This is a genomic window from Desulfoluna spongiiphila (genome assembly GCF_900101345.1).
Lineage (GTDB): Bacteria > Desulfobacterota > Desulfobacteria > Desulfobacterales > Desulfolunaceae > Desulfoluna > Desulfoluna spongiiphila.
This window is the reverse complement of sequence record NZ_FMUX01000002.1, coordinates 55,819-72,133: the sequence shown is the minus strand read 5'-3', so window position 1 is coordinate 72,133 and position 16,315 is coordinate 55,819. Positions and strand designations below refer to the sequence as shown.

The 16,315-nt window shown below is 57.7% G+C and carries 14 protein-coding genes; 1 reads left to right on the top strand and 13 read right to left on the bottom strand.

Translation table 11 applies throughout. The features are described 5' to 3' along the window. Nucleotides 1-55: 55 nt before the first annotated feature. From BLQ12_RS03435 to BLQ12_RS03415, 5 genes are all read right to left on the bottom strand, one after another. Nucleotides 56-1,018 carry an MBL fold metallo-hydrolase gene (locus BLQ12_RS03435; protein ID WP_092208294.1) on the bottom strand — a complete coding sequence of 321 codons (963 nt, stop codon included), beginning with the start codon at nt 1,016-1,018 and terminating at the stop codon, nt 56-58. A 390-nt stretch (nt 1,019-1,408) separates the two neighbouring features. Further along, on the bottom strand, nt 1,409-1,696 hold the full coding sequence (locus BLQ12_RS03430) for a hypothetical protein (protein ID WP_092208292.1): 288 nt from the start codon (nt 1,694-1,696) through the stop codon (nt 1,409-1,411). A gap of 482 nt (nt 1,697-2,178) precedes the next feature. Continuing rightward, on the bottom strand, nt 2,179-2,970 hold the full coding sequence (locus tag BLQ12_RS03425; RefSeq protein ID WP_092208290.1) for a TIGR02757 family protein: 792 nt from the start codon (nt 2,968-2,970) through the stop codon (nt 2,179-2,181). Between the two features lie 340 nt (nt 2,971-3,310). Continuing rightward, the gene (locus BLQ12_RS03420; RefSeq protein WP_092208288.1) at nt 3,311-3,940 is read right to left on the bottom strand and encodes a nitroreductase family protein; all 630 of its coding nucleotides are present in this window, start codon (nt 3,938-3,940) and stop codon (nt 3,311-3,313) included. Nucleotides 3,941-4,145: 205 nt separating this feature from the next. After that, the gene (locus BLQ12_RS03415) at nt 4,146-4,325 is read right to left on the bottom strand and encodes a rubredoxin (RefSeq protein WP_092208286.1); all 180 of its coding nucleotides are present in this window, start codon (nt 4,323-4,325) and stop codon (nt 4,146-4,148) included. A 703-nt stretch (nt 4,326-5,028) separates the two neighbouring features. Here BLQ12_RS03415 and BLQ12_RS03410 point away from each other — a divergent pair. Continuing rightward, complete coding sequence (locus BLQ12_RS03410) at nt 5,029-7,206, top strand: thioredoxin domain-containing protein (RefSeq protein WP_092208284.1); 2,178 nt, start codon at nt 5,029-5,031, stop codon at nt 7,204-7,206. A 362-nt stretch (nt 7,207-7,568) separates the two neighbouring features. Here the strand turns inward: BLQ12_RS03410 and BLQ12_RS03405 are convergent, their stop codons facing one another. From BLQ12_RS03405 to BLQ12_RS03370, 8 genes are all read right to left on the bottom strand, one after another. After that, complete coding sequence (locus tag BLQ12_RS03405) at nt 7,569-8,516, bottom strand: phosphotransferase enzyme family protein (RefSeq protein WP_175469468.1); 948 nt, start codon at nt 8,514-8,516, stop codon at nt 7,569-7,571. Nucleotides 8,517-9,229: 713 nt separating this feature from the next. Further along, nucleotides 9,230-9,745: a ferritin gene (locus BLQ12_RS03400; protein WP_092208280.1), complete on the bottom strand. Its 516-nt coding sequence runs from the start codon at nt 9,743-9,745 to the stop codon at nt 9,230-9,232. 2 nt (nt 9,746-9,747) lie between these two features. Then, nucleotides 9,748-10,125, bottom strand: a complete 378-nt coding sequence (locus tag BLQ12_RS03395) for a desulfoferrodoxin (protein ID WP_092208278.1) — start codon at nt 10,123-10,125, stop codon at nt 9,748-9,750. 257 nt (nt 10,126-10,382) lie between these two features. After that, nucleotides 10,383-11,207: a rhodanese-like domain-containing protein gene (locus BLQ12_RS03390; RefSeq protein WP_175469467.1), complete on the bottom strand. Its 825-nt coding sequence runs from the start codon at nt 11,205-11,207 to the stop codon at nt 10,383-10,385. A 34-nt stretch (nt 11,208-11,241) separates the two neighbouring features. Beyond that, nucleotides 11,242-12,570, bottom strand: a complete 1,329-nt coding sequence (locus BLQ12_RS03385) for an NAD(P)/FAD-dependent oxidoreductase (RefSeq protein ID WP_092208274.1) — start codon at nt 12,568-12,570, stop codon at nt 11,242-11,244. 189 nt (nt 12,571-12,759) lie between these two features. After that, nucleotides 12,760-13,119 (bottom strand): DVU0772 family protein, encoded by a 360-nt coding sequence (locus tag BLQ12_RS03380; RefSeq protein WP_092208272.1) that lies wholly within the window; start codon nt 13,117-13,119, stop codon nt 12,760-12,762. Between the two features lie 847 nt (nt 13,120-13,966). Next, nucleotides 13,967-15,691: a YcaO-like family protein gene (locus tag BLQ12_RS03375; RefSeq protein WP_092208270.1), complete on the bottom strand. Its 1,725-nt coding sequence runs from the start codon at nt 15,689-15,691 to the stop codon at nt 13,967-13,969. A 157-nt stretch (nt 15,692-15,848) separates the two neighbouring features. Beyond that, entirely contained in the window at nt 15,849-16,166 is a 318-nt protein-coding gene (locus tag BLQ12_RS03370; RefSeq protein WP_092208268.1) for a hypothetical protein, read from the bottom strand. Nucleotides 16,167-16,315 lie beyond the last annotated feature (149 nt).

The following is a 16,315-nucleotide window of genomic DNA, read 5'->3' as shown; positions in this document are numbered from 1 at the left end:
GCAGCGTAAAATCAGGTATACAAAGCTGCCTCCGGCGGCCCTGCCTGCAGGCTCATCACTTCAAGGGATTGTCGTCATGGGAAAACCACACGGCCACGTGGGGGTACATCCCGTGAAACGCACGAATCGCACCGGCTGAGGCCTGAACAGCCTGCTTTCCCTCCTCCCCGTAATCCGTGTTCATGAACACCCCGTGCTCCATGCCCCATGCCGAGAGTTCCGCATCGCCGGCAATGAGTATCGGAGTCGGGTCTGCGTTGATAAGGTAGGCAAGGTGATCCTTTGTGTGGCCCGGCGTGGAGAGCGCCCAGAACGAGCCGTCCCCGAACAGGTCCACCGCGTGGTCGAAGGGAAGGATCCCGGGGGCCGAATCCACATCAATCAGGCTTATGTTTTCTCTGCCTTTCAGATGGCTTCCTGTCATCAGGCGATAGTGCGCTGAATTCTCCTTTTTTCCATAGCATATATTGCATCGGGGAGACAGGGCCGGTATGCCGGCGGTATGGTCCGGATGCATGTGGGTCAGGAAAAGGTGGGACGGGTGAATGTTGAGTGCCTGAAGCTGGAAACCTAAGTCCTCATCTTTTTGCTGGGTGTAACGGGCCCTGTTGCCCTCTAAGAAATCGATGACAAACGACGACAAATTCCCAAAGGGGGGCGTCTCGTAAAACGACCTGTCAAAGCCGCTGTCGATGAGGATATCCCCCTTCTCCGGGTGGTGAAAGTGAAACACCATCACGGCATGGGATACGGTTTGGGATGCGTCAAATCCCGCCGGGATACTTTGCGCCTGGGTATAAGGAACCACTGAGGATGAAATCTCCCCCGTGTTCAATGCCCTGAACGCCATCTGCCTTGAGGCTTGAAACACCTCATCCCAGCTGCCATACTTTTTCCCTGTCAATGCCTTGCCTGCGCCCATTGTCTCCTCCTTTGTGCCGTCGATCCGCGTCATGGTTTCCGACCCCTTCACGCTGCAAAAGGGCCATGTCTGCCCTTTTCGAAAACCAACTTCCATGCCAAAACACAATTCCTGTGGTTTTTAGGCACCTTGACACAATCAGCACGACCCAAGGGACCGTATACGGCATAATCCAGGGTATCAAATAGGCTCCCTTTTCCTCAATGTGGCGTATGCGGTACTTAACCTTGATATTCACGAGTCGAGTGCACTCATATTCAAGGCATCAGAGCTGCAGATGTAGTGGTTTACCTCAAAGCTTTGATAACGCAGAAGATGAGTGCACTCGGCTCGCCCGAAGGGTGAGAAAATCGAGCAGAAAACGGTGAATTACATTTTGTATTTTTAAAATATCTCAATTTTTCTCAGTAACCAGTTGTAAAGACATCTGATATATTGGGGGCGATTGTTTTCTCATGAAATATCCGGGTTAAAGGTCTGCAGGCATCAAGCATACGAAATGACGTCGTAGTCAATCTGCTGCTCATCAAACCACGCCTTGATTCCTGTAAAACTCCGGAAACCGCCCTTCAGGATCTCCAGGATATTGCCCGGACAAGCCTTTCTATCCGCAGACAACCAGTACCCGTCATCCCGGTCCCCGGAAAAGGCCTTCACCGAAGAGCCTGTATCACAGCCCTCCACCACCAACTTGTCTTCTTTGAAAAAGGCATTGATGGTTGTAATCTCCCCGTTGTCGCCCACGTACCTGTAAACCACGATCTTCTTATCCATGACCGATTCCTTTTCTATCTTGTTATCTGCGCGTTCCCGCACCGAAGCAATGCCGAAGGTCCATGCGCAAGCTTATCTACCCTTCCACCGGTATTTCCCCTATGAAACGGATCACGCCGCAAGATGTGAGTCCCCTCCAAAAAAGGATGATCCGGTAACCCGATCTGCTTGTACCTGGCCCCTGGCCATGCTCACTTTTCCAAACCGAAAAACGGATGGCAGTTGTCCGCGATGATGCGCAGAGAAAAAATGATACCTGTGTGCCTTGTCTTCCCCAACTTTTCACTCTCACGGAACAGAAGCGGGACACATCTGTCTTTAATAGTCGCCAACCTGTGAAGTCCCATATGACCGGGGCTCCATGCTTGGGTTTACTCTCTGACTCACATTCGCCTTTGATACAGGACACAAAGGGCAAGCTTGTTGAATGGCTGTTTGCCCAACGTTTCAAAACCTTGCCCACGGCAGAGCCGCCGGAGGTACTACCCCAGCAGCTCGCTCAGTTCCAGTTCGCCTCGGATCCCGAATCGGGTCAGGGCAAAATCGTACCGGGTGGGGTCTTCGGGGCAGAGGCGGGCAAGGCGGCTTGTCACTTCAACGGCGGTTTTGAGGTCAGCGGCCTTGCGGGTGGTGAGCCCTAAGGCCAGGGAGATTTTGTGCATGTGGGTGTCGATGGGAATGATGAGCTTTGCGGAAGGGAGGGCATCGTGCCAGCCCCCGGGATCGACCTCGTCGCACCGGACCATCCAGCGCAGGAAGAGGTTTGCCTTTTTGCAGGCACTTTTGCCGTCGGGGTCCGAGAGGAGGTGGCCGGGAAGATCACGATGGCTTTTTATGGTTTTTGCGTAGGCAGACAAGGCGGGCAGGAGGGTCGTGTCCCGAGCATCATACCCGGAGAGAAAACAATCCTTCAGAGAGCCGTGGGTGAGGAGCGCTTCCCGGATGCCCACGAGAAGCGCGGCCATATGGGTGTCTTTGGTAAAGCGGTGGACAAAGCCCGTGCAGGCCGCCTCGATCCCGGCAGGGTCGTTAGCAAGCAGCCAGCCCCGGGGAGACGGCCCCATCACCCCGAGGACCCTGCGAACGCTGATGAGGATCTGGGCCACGCGCCCGTAGGCCAGGCCCGAGGCCACCATTCCCACCACCTCGCGGTCCAGGGGGTCCTCGTAATCGTAAAGGGTCTCCAGGGGATCCGGGCTCACGTACTCACGTCGGTTCCACTGGTCATGGAGGTCGTCCAGCCGGGCTTTCAGGGCTTTCTCTTTTTTATTCAACCAATCCGTCCTTCATTCATTTGAAAAAAACACAATGTACACGGGCTCCCGCCGGTTGGCGCGACACAGGGGGGGGCTGTGGAGCGCCGCACTCCTGTGCGGCTTTTTTCCACACCCTTTGGTTCATGGCAAGTCGGGCCATCGTGACGATGGTCGCCAGCCGCCACCCCGTAGGGTGCACTCCGTGCACCAGGGTTGAGCAACCAACGACCCTGGTTTTTGGGATGCCTTCCAAGAATCGTTGCCCGCCGGTTCTGGTGCGTAGAACGCACCCTACGGGACCCGGCGCTTCCGGTGGTGTTGGGTTGCGCAATCGCATCCGGTCATTCGGCGGGTCTATTTAAAATGTCACCACGATCTCGTCGTAGGTTTTGCGCCACTTGGGCGGGGCGAGCTCTTTCTCTTCGTTGAAGTATCCCACGGCCATGAGAAGGGGAATCCAGTAATGATCGGGGATGTTGAACTCCTTCATCACCCCCTCCCGGGAAAAACCGTCCATGGGATGGGTATGAAGGCCCCTGCTCCGGGCGGCGAGCATCAGGGCCATGGTAAAAAAGCCGGTATTTTTGGTGGCAAAGGCGACCTGGGACTCTTCGGAGGTGCCGTAGAGGTTGGTGCAGGCCTTGGCAAACCAGTCCCGCCGGTCTTCGGTCATGGCCCCGGCTTTGATCATCTCCTGAAAATTTTTCTCGGCAAAGGGGGTACCCGGGGCCCACCCCCTGCGGTCGGCCAGAACGATGAGGGTCACCGGGGCTTCGCTCACCTTGGCCTGGCCCATGGCCTGCTTGCGGAGCCGCATCTTCTCCTCTTCGCCCCGCAGGACCATAAGGCTCCAGGGTTGGAGGTTAAAGGACGACGGGGTGGTGGCGGCCATCTCCACAACCTCTCTCAACAGGGCATCGGATACGTCCCGCGTGGAATCAAAATAATTAACCGCACGACGGGTGGCAACAACGTCGGAAAAATCCATGGGTCCTCCTTGCATATTAAAATGGTAGACAACCTTTCGGCTTCACCCGTTGCCCGAACAACGTACTTTCAACCTTGTTCACGGCACCGGGTGAACTTTTTCCCAAACAAATCCACGGCCAGGGATGGATACAACAGCCACCCCTATTCCCTACTCCCCTATTTACCTAATATACCTATGACCTTTTTCCCCTATAACCTCACACCTACCCCAAGGCTTTAAAGGCTTTCTTACTCGCCCCGCACACCGGGCACTTCCAATCCTCGGGCAGGTCTTCAAAGGCGGTGCCCTTGGCGATTTTGCCCTTTCGGTCCCCTTTGTCGGGGTTGTAAATGCATCCGCAGTTGGCGATCTGGCACTGGAACATCTCGTGGGGCTGACTCATGGTATCTCCTTTCATGGTTTGTGGCCCACGCGGGTGAGGCGTGGCCCATCAGAACAATATCAAAAAACATGCAGGCCAAAAGCCACAGGCTGATGGCCGATTGTATGATACGCAAACAAGGCGGCAGGCCATGCTCGGTTCGTTGCGCCCTTCATACATATCAAAAAATATGCCAGCCCTCTTTGGGAGAGTCATATTGAGGGCACAAGCTTTCAACTTGATTCGTGATCTTTGATTTCAACGGCAGGAAAAAAAGTGCATCACACCGCACAGGTGAGATGATTCTGTCTCACGTGTCACCTGTCTCCGGGACAGTTCCGGGTGATGAACACCGACTCAGTGTCCAACGGCTGGGCTGAACTGTCAATGATACGACGGGCCGGTCACTTTTTTTCCGGCCTGGTCCTTATCTTGCATTTTTATTCCCAGGCGGTCCACACCCCGCAAGGGTGGCTGGATGGCATGGGCCTGGGAGGGCAAACATTCTCGGTTGTTACGCATTCCAACATAACCCGCCGTGAATCAAACCTGTCCCTGGCCCCATGATGAAGGTGTCCGTGTTTTTTCCACCCTGGCACCCCTTGCTTTCCCATGCCTGAACGGCAGAGCCCGTCGTCACCATGGGCCTTTCTCACCCTGTCTGTCCGACACATGGCAAGCAAGGGGCGACCGCCTTTTCACCTTAATATAAGGAAAAGCCACCATGAGCCTTGACGCCCGCATCAAAGAAAAAACAAATACCCGAGGCCCGGAATACACCCCGCGCACCCGGCACCTGAACCCCGACGGTACGGCCATCTACACAAACCGGCTCTTCCTTGAAGAGAGCCCCTACCTCCTGCAGCACGCCCACAACCCAGTGAACTGGTACCCCTGGGGAGACGAGGCCGTGGCCCTGGCAAAAGAGACCAACCGCCCCCTCTTTGTCAGCATCGGCTACGCCACCTGCCACTGGTGCCATGTCATGGAGGAAGAATCCTTTGAAGACGTGGGGATCGCCGAGTTTCTCAACACCCATTTCGTACCGGTGAAGGTGGATAGAGAAGAACGCCCGGACATCGACGCCATCTACATGGGCGCGGTGCAGATGCTCACAGGCCGTGGGGGCTGGCCCCTGAATGTCTTTTTGACCCCCGAAGGCAAACCCTTTTACGGGGGCACCTATTTTCCGGCCCGGGACGGGGACCGCCCTCCCCATCCGGGATTTTTCACCGTGTTGAAAGGCCTCTCCGAGGTTTACGAAAACGAAAAGGGAAAAATCGATCAATCCGCCCAGCAGCTCACCCAGGCCCTTCACCGCCTGGGCGAAGGTGGTGGCGGCGGGCCCCTGCCCGACAGGGCGTGGGTGGACAAGGCCATCGCCTTGTTTGCCGAGAGTTACGACCCGAGCTTCGGGGGCACCAGGGGAGCACCCAAGTTTCCCTCCACCCTGCCCGTGCAGCTTCTCCTGCGCGCCCACCTGCGCACCGGCACCGGTACATACCGCCACATGGCGGAACACACCCTCACGGCCATGGCCGACGGGGGCATCCACGACCAGGCAGGGGGCGGATTCCACCGCTACAGCACCGACGCCAGGTGGCTGGTCCCCCACTTTGAAAAAATGCTCTACGACAACGCCCTCCTCGCCTCTGCCTACGTGGAAGGGTTCCTGGCCACGGGCAACCCCCGGTTCAAAAAAGTGGCCGAGACCACCCTGGGTTACCTCCTGCGGGAGATGGAGTCTCCCGCAGGGGGCTTCTACTCCGCCACGGACGCCGACTCCCTCACCCCGACCGGGGACAAAGAGGAAGGGTATTTCTTCACCTGGAGCAAAGCCGAGCTCGATGCCGCCCTGCCCGGCGATGCCTGGGCACCGGTCCTGGATCATTTCAGCCTCACCGGGGCGCCCCATTTCGAAGGTCGGTACATTCCTCACATCCGAAGAAGCATCTCGGAAACAGCCGCTAAACACGGCATATCTGACTCTGAGCTGGAAGCCCTTACGGACAAAGCCCGGGAACTCTTGCGCGCAGCCCGAACCGCCAGGCAAGCGCCCCTTACCGACAAAAAAATCATCGCCGCATGGAACGGCCTGACCATCTCCGCCTTTGCCAGGGCCGGCCGGGTCTTTGGCAATCAGGAGTACCTCGCAGCCGCTGAACGCACCGCAGGCTTTGTCCTGTCCCACCTGACCCGCGAGGCAAGACTCCACCGCAGCCGCCTGGAGGGTTTGGGACCTTTTGGATTCCTGGAGGACCACGCTTTTGTAACAGCAGGTTTCATCGACCTTTTTGAAGCAACAGAGGAGGTCACCTGGCTCACCCGGGCCCTTGACCTCCAGAGCGAAACCGACCGACTCTTTGCCTCTGAAGAGGGCGGGTATTTTATGACCGGCAGCGACGGAGAGGCCCTCATCACCCGGGAAAAACCCGGCACGGACGGGGCCATCCCCTCGGGGAACAGCGTGGCCGCCATGAACCTGTTCAGGCTCTACACCCTCACCGCAGACACAGCTCTGCTCAAAAAAGCCCTGGGCACCGTCTCGGCCTTCATCGACACCGGCCAGTCCCCGGCCCCCTATGCAAGCCTGATTTCTGCCCTGGATTTCCACCTTGCAGAGCCCCAGGCCCTGGTCCTCCTCCTGCCGGAGGCACCGTCGCCCACAGACACCGAGGCCGTCAGCACCCTGGCAGCGCTCTACGCCCCCTATGCCGTCACAGCGCCCTTCCGGGAAGGGGAACATGTAAAAAGCATTGAGACACACCTGCCCGCCCTCAAAGGCAAAACCACACAGGATGGTGCGCCCACCCTGTACCCCTGCAGAGAGGGCACCTGCGGTCTCCCGGTATCGGATCCGGCAGCATTCGGGCAGGCGGTTTTGGGAAATGGTAAAAAATAAAGTTACTATTCAGCGCCTTAAAAGCAGCCCCCGGCGGCAAGGTGTGCCACCTTGAAAGCGGATTGCTGCTGTGATTTCCCCCTCGTTCCTCGGGTCAAATCACAGCAGCATTTTTATTGGAATTGTGTATTCGTCTTTTGCGCGAGACCTATCGACCGACAAGCTGGGCCATCGTGACAGTGGCTGTTTCGGGGATCGTTACGCTTCGGTTCTGGTGCGCAGAACGCACCCTACGGGCCCCGGGGCTTTCAACCGAGCGGATTCATCCCATCTGATTCGCCGGTCGAAGGCATGGGGTATGGCGATATGGATCGTGAAACATCAGGTACCCTGCGGCCGTCAACCACGGGCGCGATCCCGTCTTACATTCCCCAGGACGAGGCTATCTTTTCTCGATTGTCCATCAACAGGTAGATGTAGGAGAGCTCAAGGTTGATCATCTCGGTATCGTCTTTTCGAAGCCATTCCGAAAGCCAGGCATAGCGCAGGGCCATGACGCATTCGGGTAAAAGATTCCAGCTGTTCGCATCGGCAAAATCGGCCTGCCGCAGGGTGCGGATCAGGGTGGGGACCAGGCCGTGAAGAAGGGCATCGGGGGTCTCCATGCCGCAGCAACCGACCATGTTGGCCACATCGTAAAGCAGGGGCTTGTGGCCGAAAAACTCCCAGTCGATGACGGCTTCGATACCCTTTTCTTTCCAGAGGATATTGATGCCGTGGATATCTCCGTGGGCCAGGGCCGTAGGAAGATCCTGCCAGTGGGGATAGAGGCGGCCGGCCAGATACCCGGTGGCCTCACCAAGGGCGTCGGCCACCTTGGGCCTTCGGGATTTTATGGTACCCACCAAGGTATCGATGTACCCGGGCAGGTCAAAGGGCTCCCCCGGAAAAGAGGCCTCAAGGGGTGCGCAAGCGGTGCGCAGGGCCACCAGAAATCCGGCCAGGGCCTCACCCCGCCATGCCTCCTGTGTGTAACCGGGCCGATCAAGGGCCAGCCCCTGCACAAAGGGCGTCAGCTGCCAGAGACGGCCCCCTTTCGTCGCGAAATAGACGTCGTCATGGATCGCACAGGGCGCAGCCACTGGGAGTCCCGCAGAGGCCAAACGCCCCATAAACCGTGCCATCTCCCGTTTCCGCGGTTCCGTGGCCGGATCGATGCGCTCCAGAAGAAAAAGGGAACTGTCCGCCCCTTCCACCACCCAGCGCCCCAGGGAACGCTCCGGACTCCCGGCAGGTACCAGCTCGTTTCGAAGCGTCTGTAACGACACGCCCCAGGCCCCTGCGGCCTTTCCTATCATTGTCTCATCCATGGTCTCTCGTCTCGTTTTTGTAAAAAGCAGGCCTCCGGCGGCAAGGTGTGCCACCTTGAAAGCAGGTTGCGGATGCGTTTTGCCCCTCGTTCCTCGGGTCAAATCACATCCGCCTTTAAGATGACATTTACTCAAGGACAATTCGGCCTTAGTCATCGTTTCGGCCAGTACCATAAAAACCGCGAATTACCCTTGGTCACCATACTACAGACGGAACATGTAATTCCGGACATGGGTCCCCGGTCACTTGACGATACGAAAGGTGGCAAGTGCCGGACAGCAAAACGGTACAACCGGCCCCTTTTACCGGGCAGCCGGGGAAGACGAGGAGGTGCGAAGGACATCACACTCTGTACCGTCTTTCCCGCGAAGGCGGGAACCCATGTTGGTTATAGGATACTGCCGGGCTTCATGATGCGGGTGGTGCGATAAACGTGAAGGTGGCCTGAACGATGATCAAGGCCGACAATTCTTAAGGCCTGTTTGTTAAACTTTCTTATCGCGCCGTAACCCTTGGGCGAAGGAGGGTTAAATGTTTAGCCCCCGACAGGGCCGCCGGAGGCAAAAGAAAACTGAACAGCATCGGAAAGACACATGCGCAACCCCACAAAAATGCCGCTGTGATGTGGTAAATCACAGCGGCATTCCGCTTTCGAGGTGGCTCACCTCGCCACTGGAGGCATCCTTTCCTGCGCTTTCGTCTTTTGCGCCCCTTATTCGGCGGCCGTGGGTGCAGCGGGCATGGCGCGCCCGGCCATCTCGCGGTCCATCATGAGAAGGGCCGAGGGGTTATCGCCCACAAGGCGAAGCCGCTGGAGAACCTGCTCCACGTTGTCCTCTTCTTCCACCTGTTCGGTGACGAACCACTGAAGAAAAATCCCGGTGGCGTGATCCGAAGCGCCCTGGGCAATATCCACGAGGGCGTTGATGGACCCGGTGACAAACACTTCGTGCTCAAGGGTCTCTTCAAACAGGGCCAGGGGAGATTCCCAGGCTACTTTGGGCGCCTCGATGGCCCCTAAGCGTACGCTCCCCCCCCGCTGCTGGATGTAGTCGTAGAACTTCTGGGCATGGGTCAGCTCCTCCACACCCTGGGCGTACATCCAGTGGCTGAAACCGGTCAAATTCCGGCTGCCCAGCCACGCGGACATGGAAAAATAGAGATAGGCGGAAAAGGTCTCACGGTTCAACTGAAGGTTCAGTGCGTCTTCAACATCTGTTTTCAACATGGTTACCCCCTTGTCCAGTGGCCGTGCAGGTTGCAATACGCCCTGGCCACCACAGGTCCTTTGATCCCTGCGAAAAATGCCTCGGGTGTTTCACCGGGCAGAAGGTGCTTTCGCAGGATGGTCGGTCCCTGGATCACCTCGATCCAGGGAATCCAGTGCTCATCAGTCATGGGGTGAGCCACCTCGCCCACGGTGACGCGGATACCCCCGTCTTCCTCAACCACCACGGGCACATGCTTTTCCTGGGCGGCATCCCGGGTGTTTTCCTCCAGAAGGGTCATGGCCTGCCCGCAGCATCTCACCTTCGGACCTCCGGCCTGGACAATTTCAACGATATTTCCGCAGTGCTCGCATATGTACAGTTGGTTGCATCTGATCATGGTGTGGTCTCCTTTTCGTGTCCGACTCAGGTTCCGGTGTGTGCTGACAATGCTTTCTGTTGCTGTGCCTCAGTCAATTGTTCAAGTGAGGTATTTCAATAAGCATGCCACACGAAGTCACCAGTCAGAAAAAAGAGACAACATCCTGATTTCATGGAAGGCTGCTGAAAGGCTCTGTCGCTGTCCCGTGGACACCACGGCGCCCCGGGACCTGTGGTGAGACACTCCGATGCAGAAAGTGTCTCACACAAAGTGCCTCAAAAGGCGGTATCCAAGGCACCCACAATGGTGTTCATGTGTTTTTTCTCGCCTTCGCTGATGTCCAGGAAGAGTTTTTTCAAGGCGGGGTCGGCGGTGGTCTCTCCGGCATAGCGGTAGAGATCGTAGGCGGTGAACTCAATATCCAGGGCCAGCTCATAGACGGCAAGATCAATGGGCACCATGGTGCTCTCAAGGCGGCGCATCGCATCCTCAAGGGCCATGCCCCCTTCAAGGATCTCCCCTTTCAGGCCCTCAAAAAGATCCTCAAACCGTGGAGGGATCTCCTCCTGCTCTTTCCAGGCATCATACAGGGCCTCGGCATGGACCATCTCTGCCTGGGAGAGGTACTCAATGGTCCGGGCCAGAGCGGTGCCGGGATATTGTTCGAGGATATGGCGATAGATATTCCACGCGCCCTTTTCAAGGTCCATGGCCGCCAGCAGGGTCTGCTGCATCCCCTCTTCGAGGATCAGCAGTCTTACGCGTGGGAAATCCGTCACGGTGTGGCCCTGCCAGCCCAGGATCCCGCCTTCCAGGTTGTAGAGACGCTGGTGCCGGGGCATCTTCTCCGCAGCCATATGGGCCGCCACCCGGGACCTTGCCCCGCTTCGACAGGCAAAGATAATGTCCCGATGTTCGGGCAGGTCGCCCAAGCGGGTCTCCAGCTGCCCCAGGGGAAGCAGCCGGGCACCGGGGATGTGGGCCTGCTCGTACTCCTTTGGTTCCCGGACGTCGAGAAGGAGGTACTCGCTGTCCGCATGATCGTTCATGTAGGCTTTGATAGACTCAGGGGTTGCATCAACGACACGGTTCTCGCTCATGGGGCCTCCAGCACTGCACAGTGGAAAGAAACGATTACTCCGCTTTTTTGAATGGTTCCGGCGTCGGGGGGGCGGTCGGTGCATCACACGGCTCACATGCCGGTAATGTATCAAAAAATCGCCACGTTGCGCCAGAGATAATCCGGGCTCCTTTTTTATTGGTCAGATACGAGAGACACCACTTCAGGAAAATGGAGAGGCGATTGTTGAAGCCCGAGATAAAATAGATATGCACCAGTAGCCAGGTCAGCCAGGCGATGAACCCCTGGAGCCGGAAAAATCCGAAGTCCACAATCGCCCGGCTGCGGCCGATGGTGGCCATCTGCCCCTTGTCCACATAATCAAAGGGCTCCCGTGATTCACCGGCCTGATCCCGAAGGATGTTCTCAGCGATGCACTGCCCCTGCTGGATGGCCACAGGGGAGAGGCAGGGCAGGATTTTTCCCGAGGGATCGGTGAAGGCGGCCTGGTCCCCTGCCACGAACACATCGTTCCGACCTGGGATATTGAGGCAGGCATCCACCACGAGGCGTCCCTGCACCCCGGTCTCCACCCCGAGCCCCTGGTTGAGGTCTGTGGCGGTAATGCCGGCGGCCCAGAGCACGGTCATGGTCTCGATCTTTTCCGAGCCAACCTCGATGGCTGTCTCGCCGATCTCACTCACCGGGCTCTTGGTCCATACCTGGACCCCCAGGTTTTCAAGATCGCGGGTGGCACGGCTGCTCTGCTTTTTGGGAAAAGACCCGAGGATACGGTCTCCGGCCTCCACAAGGATAATGCGGGTGAGCTTGGGGTCGATGTTGCGGAAATCCCGACCCAGGGTGTAGCGGGTCATCTCGCCGATGGCTCCGGCCAGTTCCACGCCGGTGGGGCCCCCTCCCACCACCACAAAGGTCAGGGCGCGGCGCCTCACGGTTTCGTCTTCGGCCCGTTCGGCCACCTCAAAGGCGCTTAGAATCCGCCGCCGGATCTCCAGGGCCTGCTCCAGGGTTTTCAGGCCCGGGGCATGGGGCTCCCACGCCTCCTTGCCGAAATAGCAGTGGCGAACCCCGCAGGCAAGGATCAGGTGGTCGTAGGTGAGGGTCCCGAAATCGGTGGTGACGGCGCGGCCGTCAAAATCAACCCCTGTCACCTCCCCCTGCAGCACCTTGATGTTTTGAAACTCCGACAGAATGCTTCGGATGGGCATGGCGATATCGGACTGGCTCAGCCCGGCTGTTGCAACCTGATACAAAAGGGGCTGAAACAGATGATGGTTGGCCTTGTCGATGAGCGTAACCTGAATCCCCTCTTTGTTCCCAAGGACCTTGGCTGCCTTAAGGCCGGCAAACCCTCCGCCGACAATAATCACCTCTTTCGTCATAGTCGTAGATTCCCGTTTCTGAAATGAATAATAGCTGTTCAATGCATGTACGCGCCAGGGGGCAAAACAAAAAAAGTGGGGCAAACCGGGCTTTGTGCAAGCCGTGATGCCCCACCTTATCAGATCCTATTTTTTCCATACAGGCTCAACCGAAAATCAACCCGGCAGACCCCTTCCACCGACCCTTCATCAGTGAACATTGAGCTGCCCTTTCAGCCAGCTTTTGATGTTCGGATCCAGTTCGTAAATTCCGCGATGGTTGTTGATGGACGCCATAAAGGCCTTTTCGAGCTTGGCAGGCATGCGGAATGTGGCCAACTCCTCCATGTCAAACCCCTTGCGGTGTACCAGGATGATCACCGGGTACTCCCCCCAGGTGTTGATGGCAAAATAGGTGGACTCGTCTTCGCTCCCCCTGCCTCGCTGCTCATCGCAGTACCAGCCCGCGCCCCACTCCAGGTGGCGTCCCACGGCTACGGCAGGGTTGATGTTCCAGTCCACGCTGTTGAGCAGGGAGATATCATTTTTAAGTTCTTCCAATCTTTTCATTAGGCGCCTCCTGTGTCGTGGCGTTCGTCTCATGCCCATCCGGCCTGAAGCCTTTGCATCTCGCCTTCCAAAGCCGACGGCCCTTAGAAATGTTTCTGCATCCAGGCTGTCCATTGCAAGGCGTGGCACCCGCCATCCTTGCCCGTTGCACATAGAACAATACAAAAGCCGTGCCAAAACCAAATCAAAGTAGTATAGCGCTGTTTTTACGACATATTCAACACATCAGCCCCCCTACCACATGGAGCGCACAACCCATCTAATCGATACACCTGTGTATCACGCGGTGTGGAGGACACAGGGAATAGGGAATAGGGAATAGGGAATAGGGAATAGGGAATAGGGAATAGGGAATAGGGAATAGGGAATAGGGAATAGGGAATGAAAACATGGGGATCGTAAGTTTACAAGGCTTTTGAGATTTTTTGGAGGTTTGAAACTGGTCCCCCGAAAGGCTTTGGTTTCTGGCATGCTTTCGCAGGACCGTTGCCCTTCGGTTCTGGTGCGTCGAACGCACCCTACGGGCTTCGGGGCTTCCAATGGGTCTGGTTTGTGCGCCGCCATGGAGCGCCGCACTCCGGTGCGGCTTTTTTCCGCGCCCTGCGTTTCGGTTCAAGCTGGGCAAAAGACGATATCGGTCGTTCAGCGACGACCCGTAGGGTGCACTCTGTGCACCATGGCTGGATCCCCGAGAGGCGTCGGTTTTTGGAACGCTTTCGGGGACCGTTGCGCTTCGGTTCTGGTGCGTAAAACGCACCCTACGGGCTTCGGGGCTTCCAATGGGTCTGGTTTGTGCGCCACCAACAACAGGCCTTCACTGCACAGCCCGTCAGGAAAGGGGGTTGGCTTAGGGAAGAATGCTTTGCCTCAAAGCCCTCACGCATCGGGTGATATGGCCATGGGGACCTTTGTCCAGAAAGGAATCCAGGGGCTCGTCGAAAAAAGGAAACGAGGTGGTGCCGTCGCAGGCAAGGGCGGTGAGGCGATCTGCCTCAGCACCGAAGATGCGTCCCAGCTCAGGCAGCGCCATCGCTCTGCTATCTGCTTCAAGGCGGGCTTCCAGGCACCGGAAAAAAAGACGGCGCACCGAGGGGAGTTCCATCTGAGACGCCATGGCGCTCCAGCGGGCAGCCCCTTCCCGATCCCCGCCCCGGAGTCGGCACAGGGCGATCATCTCGGCGACCCTGGCATCGGCCCAGGCGCTGCCGGGGGGCACCTCCACCCCCACGAGTTCACACACCAGGGCCTCCGGCCCCCAGCCCCCCTCTTCGAGAAGGTCGGCGAGGTCTTCCGTCTCTTCCGGCGTCGATTGAGCCAGTGCCAAAAGACCATGGCGCACCTCGGCCTGAACGCTGCGGTTTTCCCAGAGCAGGTCCTCCACGGGATAGATTTCGGACATTCCCGGCACCACCATGCGGCAACAGGGCATACCGAGGTGGGTGGTCACCCAGCTGTAGATCTGAAACCCCGCTTCGTGGATCTGCGCCACCAGGAGATCGTATTCACGGCCCCTGCCTCCGCCCGCCTCTTCCTCCAGGCCCCAGGGGGTAAATGGAAAATCCGGGGTTTCTTTAAAAAAGTCCCAGTGGAGCACACCGGCAGAGTCCACAAAATGCTCTTCTATATTGGTGGGAGACGCCACCAGCTCCGTATCAAAACTCGGGGCGGGGAATCCTTTGAACTCGCTGCGCCCCTGGAGCATCTCGGTGAAGGTGCGTTCCAGGGCCACGCCGAACAGCGGGTGGGCCCCGAAGGCCGCGAACACGCCGCCGTCCTCAGGGTTCACCGCAGCAATGCAGACCACGGGCCAGCGCCCCCCCAAAGAAGCATCCCGGGCGTAGATCACCAGGCCCCTTTCTTCCAGCTCGGCAAGGGCTCTCTTCACCACCGGGTACCTGTCGAGCACGCCTAAGGGGATCTCCGGCAACGCGATGCCTTCTGCAATAATGCGGGCTTTCACATGGCGTTCCGCCACCTCGGACAGGGCCTGGACCTTGGCTTCAAGCAGGGTATTGCCCGCAGACATCCCGTTGGAAACATACAAATTCTCCAGAACAGCCACAGGGAAGAGCACCGGAGCACCACCCTCCTGATCAAAGGGCAGACAGCACACCCCGCGAGCACCGCCGGTATTAAAATCCATCAGGTGACGCGTCTCCAGCTCCCCATCGGGGTCGTAGTGATCCCAGAGCAACGGGGAAAGGGCGTCCTGCCTTAAGGTGTCCATCTCGGGGGCGAGCCACACCTCCCCCGGACCATGGAAAAAACCACCGTTCAAAGGGGGCTCGGGCAGGTAGAGATCCGAAAGCAGGTACCCGGTGCTCAGCCGTTCAAAGAGCTCCCCATACGCACTGGCAAGGGCTGCCCCTTCGGAGCCCCCTTTCCCGTTGGTGTACAGATTCGGGCAGTCTGCAAGGCGCAGGTTCACCGACCACGCCCCGTCCACGGGATGCAGCCAGGAGCGCTCCTCCACACCGATCCCTAAGTCCAGGAGTTTTGCCCGCATGGCGTCAATGGACTCCGTAAACCCCGCGTCCTTGCCCAAAGGCAATGTCATTGTCTCGTGTTTCATGTCTCTGTCTCTTCCCTATCTAAAAAAGCTCCGTCAGGAGCCCCCAGGTTGCGTCCCCTTCACCCTTTTCCCCATCACCACTTACTGCCCACTATTCCCCACACCCTACCGAATAATCTCCACTATGACCTATTCCCTTTTTTCCCTATAACCTGCCTCACCCCTGCCCTGTATTCACCCAATACCACACGCTCACCACGATAAACCAGATGGCCACGCACTCAAAAAAAAGAAAAATCAGGTAATACCAGAGGCGGGTCACAAGGCCCAGGGGAAAGAGAATCCCGGCGGCAACGATGATCAGGCAGGCCAGGGAATAGAAGGTGTAATAGTACCCCTCGTCAATGACAAGGCCCGTGGCGAAAAAAAGGGAGATGTTGGCCACCACCAGAAGGGTGTTGAGATGGGACAGGCTTGTCCAGTAGATGGCGGCATGCCGGGCAAAGGTCTCCGACAGGTGACGGTAAAGCGTCATGGCCCAGACTCCCCTTTTTTATACAGGTATGATAAATTGGTGACTGGCATGGCGCCCGCGCTGCTCCGCATCCTGCCGCCCAGCGTCTCACAAAGCCGTCTCAACACCCCGTCAAAAGCCATGCAGACACCCGCCAAGCACTCATGCAT

Bases quoted from the DNA above. Each gene is read 5' to 3' on its own strand.
- BLQ12_RS03430 (WP_092208292.1), bottom strand. From the start codon at position 1,696: ATGGATAAGAAGATCGTGGTTTACAGGTACGTGGGCGACAACGGGGAG.
- BLQ12_RS03415 (WP_092208286.1), bottom strand. From the start codon at position 4,325: ATGAGTCAGCCCCACGAGATGTTCCAGTGCCAGATCGCCAACTGCGGA.
- BLQ12_RS03405 (WP_175469468.1), bottom strand. From the start codon at position 8,516: ATGGATGAGACAATGATAGGAAAGGCCGCAGGGGCCTGGGGCGTGTCG.
- BLQ12_RS03375 (WP_092208270.1), bottom strand. From the start codon at position 15,691: ATGAAACACGAGACAATGACATTGCCTTTGGGCAAGGACGCGGGGTTT.
- BLQ12_RS03395 (WP_092208278.1), bottom strand. From the start codon at position 10,125: ATGATCAGATGCAACCAACTGTACATATGCGAGCACTGCGGAAATATC.
- BLQ12_RS03385 (WP_092208274.1), bottom strand. From the start codon at position 12,570: ATGACGAAAGAGGTGATTATTGTCGGCGGAGGGTTTGCCGGCCTTAAG.
- BLQ12_RS03370 (WP_092208268.1), bottom strand. From the start codon at position 16,166: ATGACGCTTTACCGTCACCTGTCGGAGACCTTTGCCCGGCATGCCGCC.
- BLQ12_RS03420 (WP_092208288.1), bottom strand. From the start codon at position 3,940: ATGGATTTTTCCGACGTTGTTGCCACCCGTCGTGCGGTTAATTATTTT.
- BLQ12_RS03435 (WP_092208294.1), bottom strand. From the start codon at position 1,018: ATGGAAGTTGGTTTTCGAAAAGGGCAGACATGGCCCTTTTGCAGCGTG.
- BLQ12_RS03410 (WP_092208284.1), top strand. From the start codon at position 5,029: ATGAGCCTTGACGCCCGCATCAAAGAAAAAACAAATACCCGAGGCCCG.
- BLQ12_RS03400 (WP_092208280.1), bottom strand. From the start codon at position 9,745: ATGTTGAAAACAGATGTTGAAGACGCACTGAACCTTCAGTTGAACCGT.
- BLQ12_RS03380 (WP_092208272.1), bottom strand. From the start codon at position 13,119: ATGAAAAGATTGGAAGAACTTAAAAATGATATCTCCCTGCTCAACAGC.
- BLQ12_RS03390 (WP_175469467.1), bottom strand. From the start codon at position 11,207: ATGAGCGAGAACCGTGTCGTTGATGCAACCCCTGAGTCTATCAAAGCC.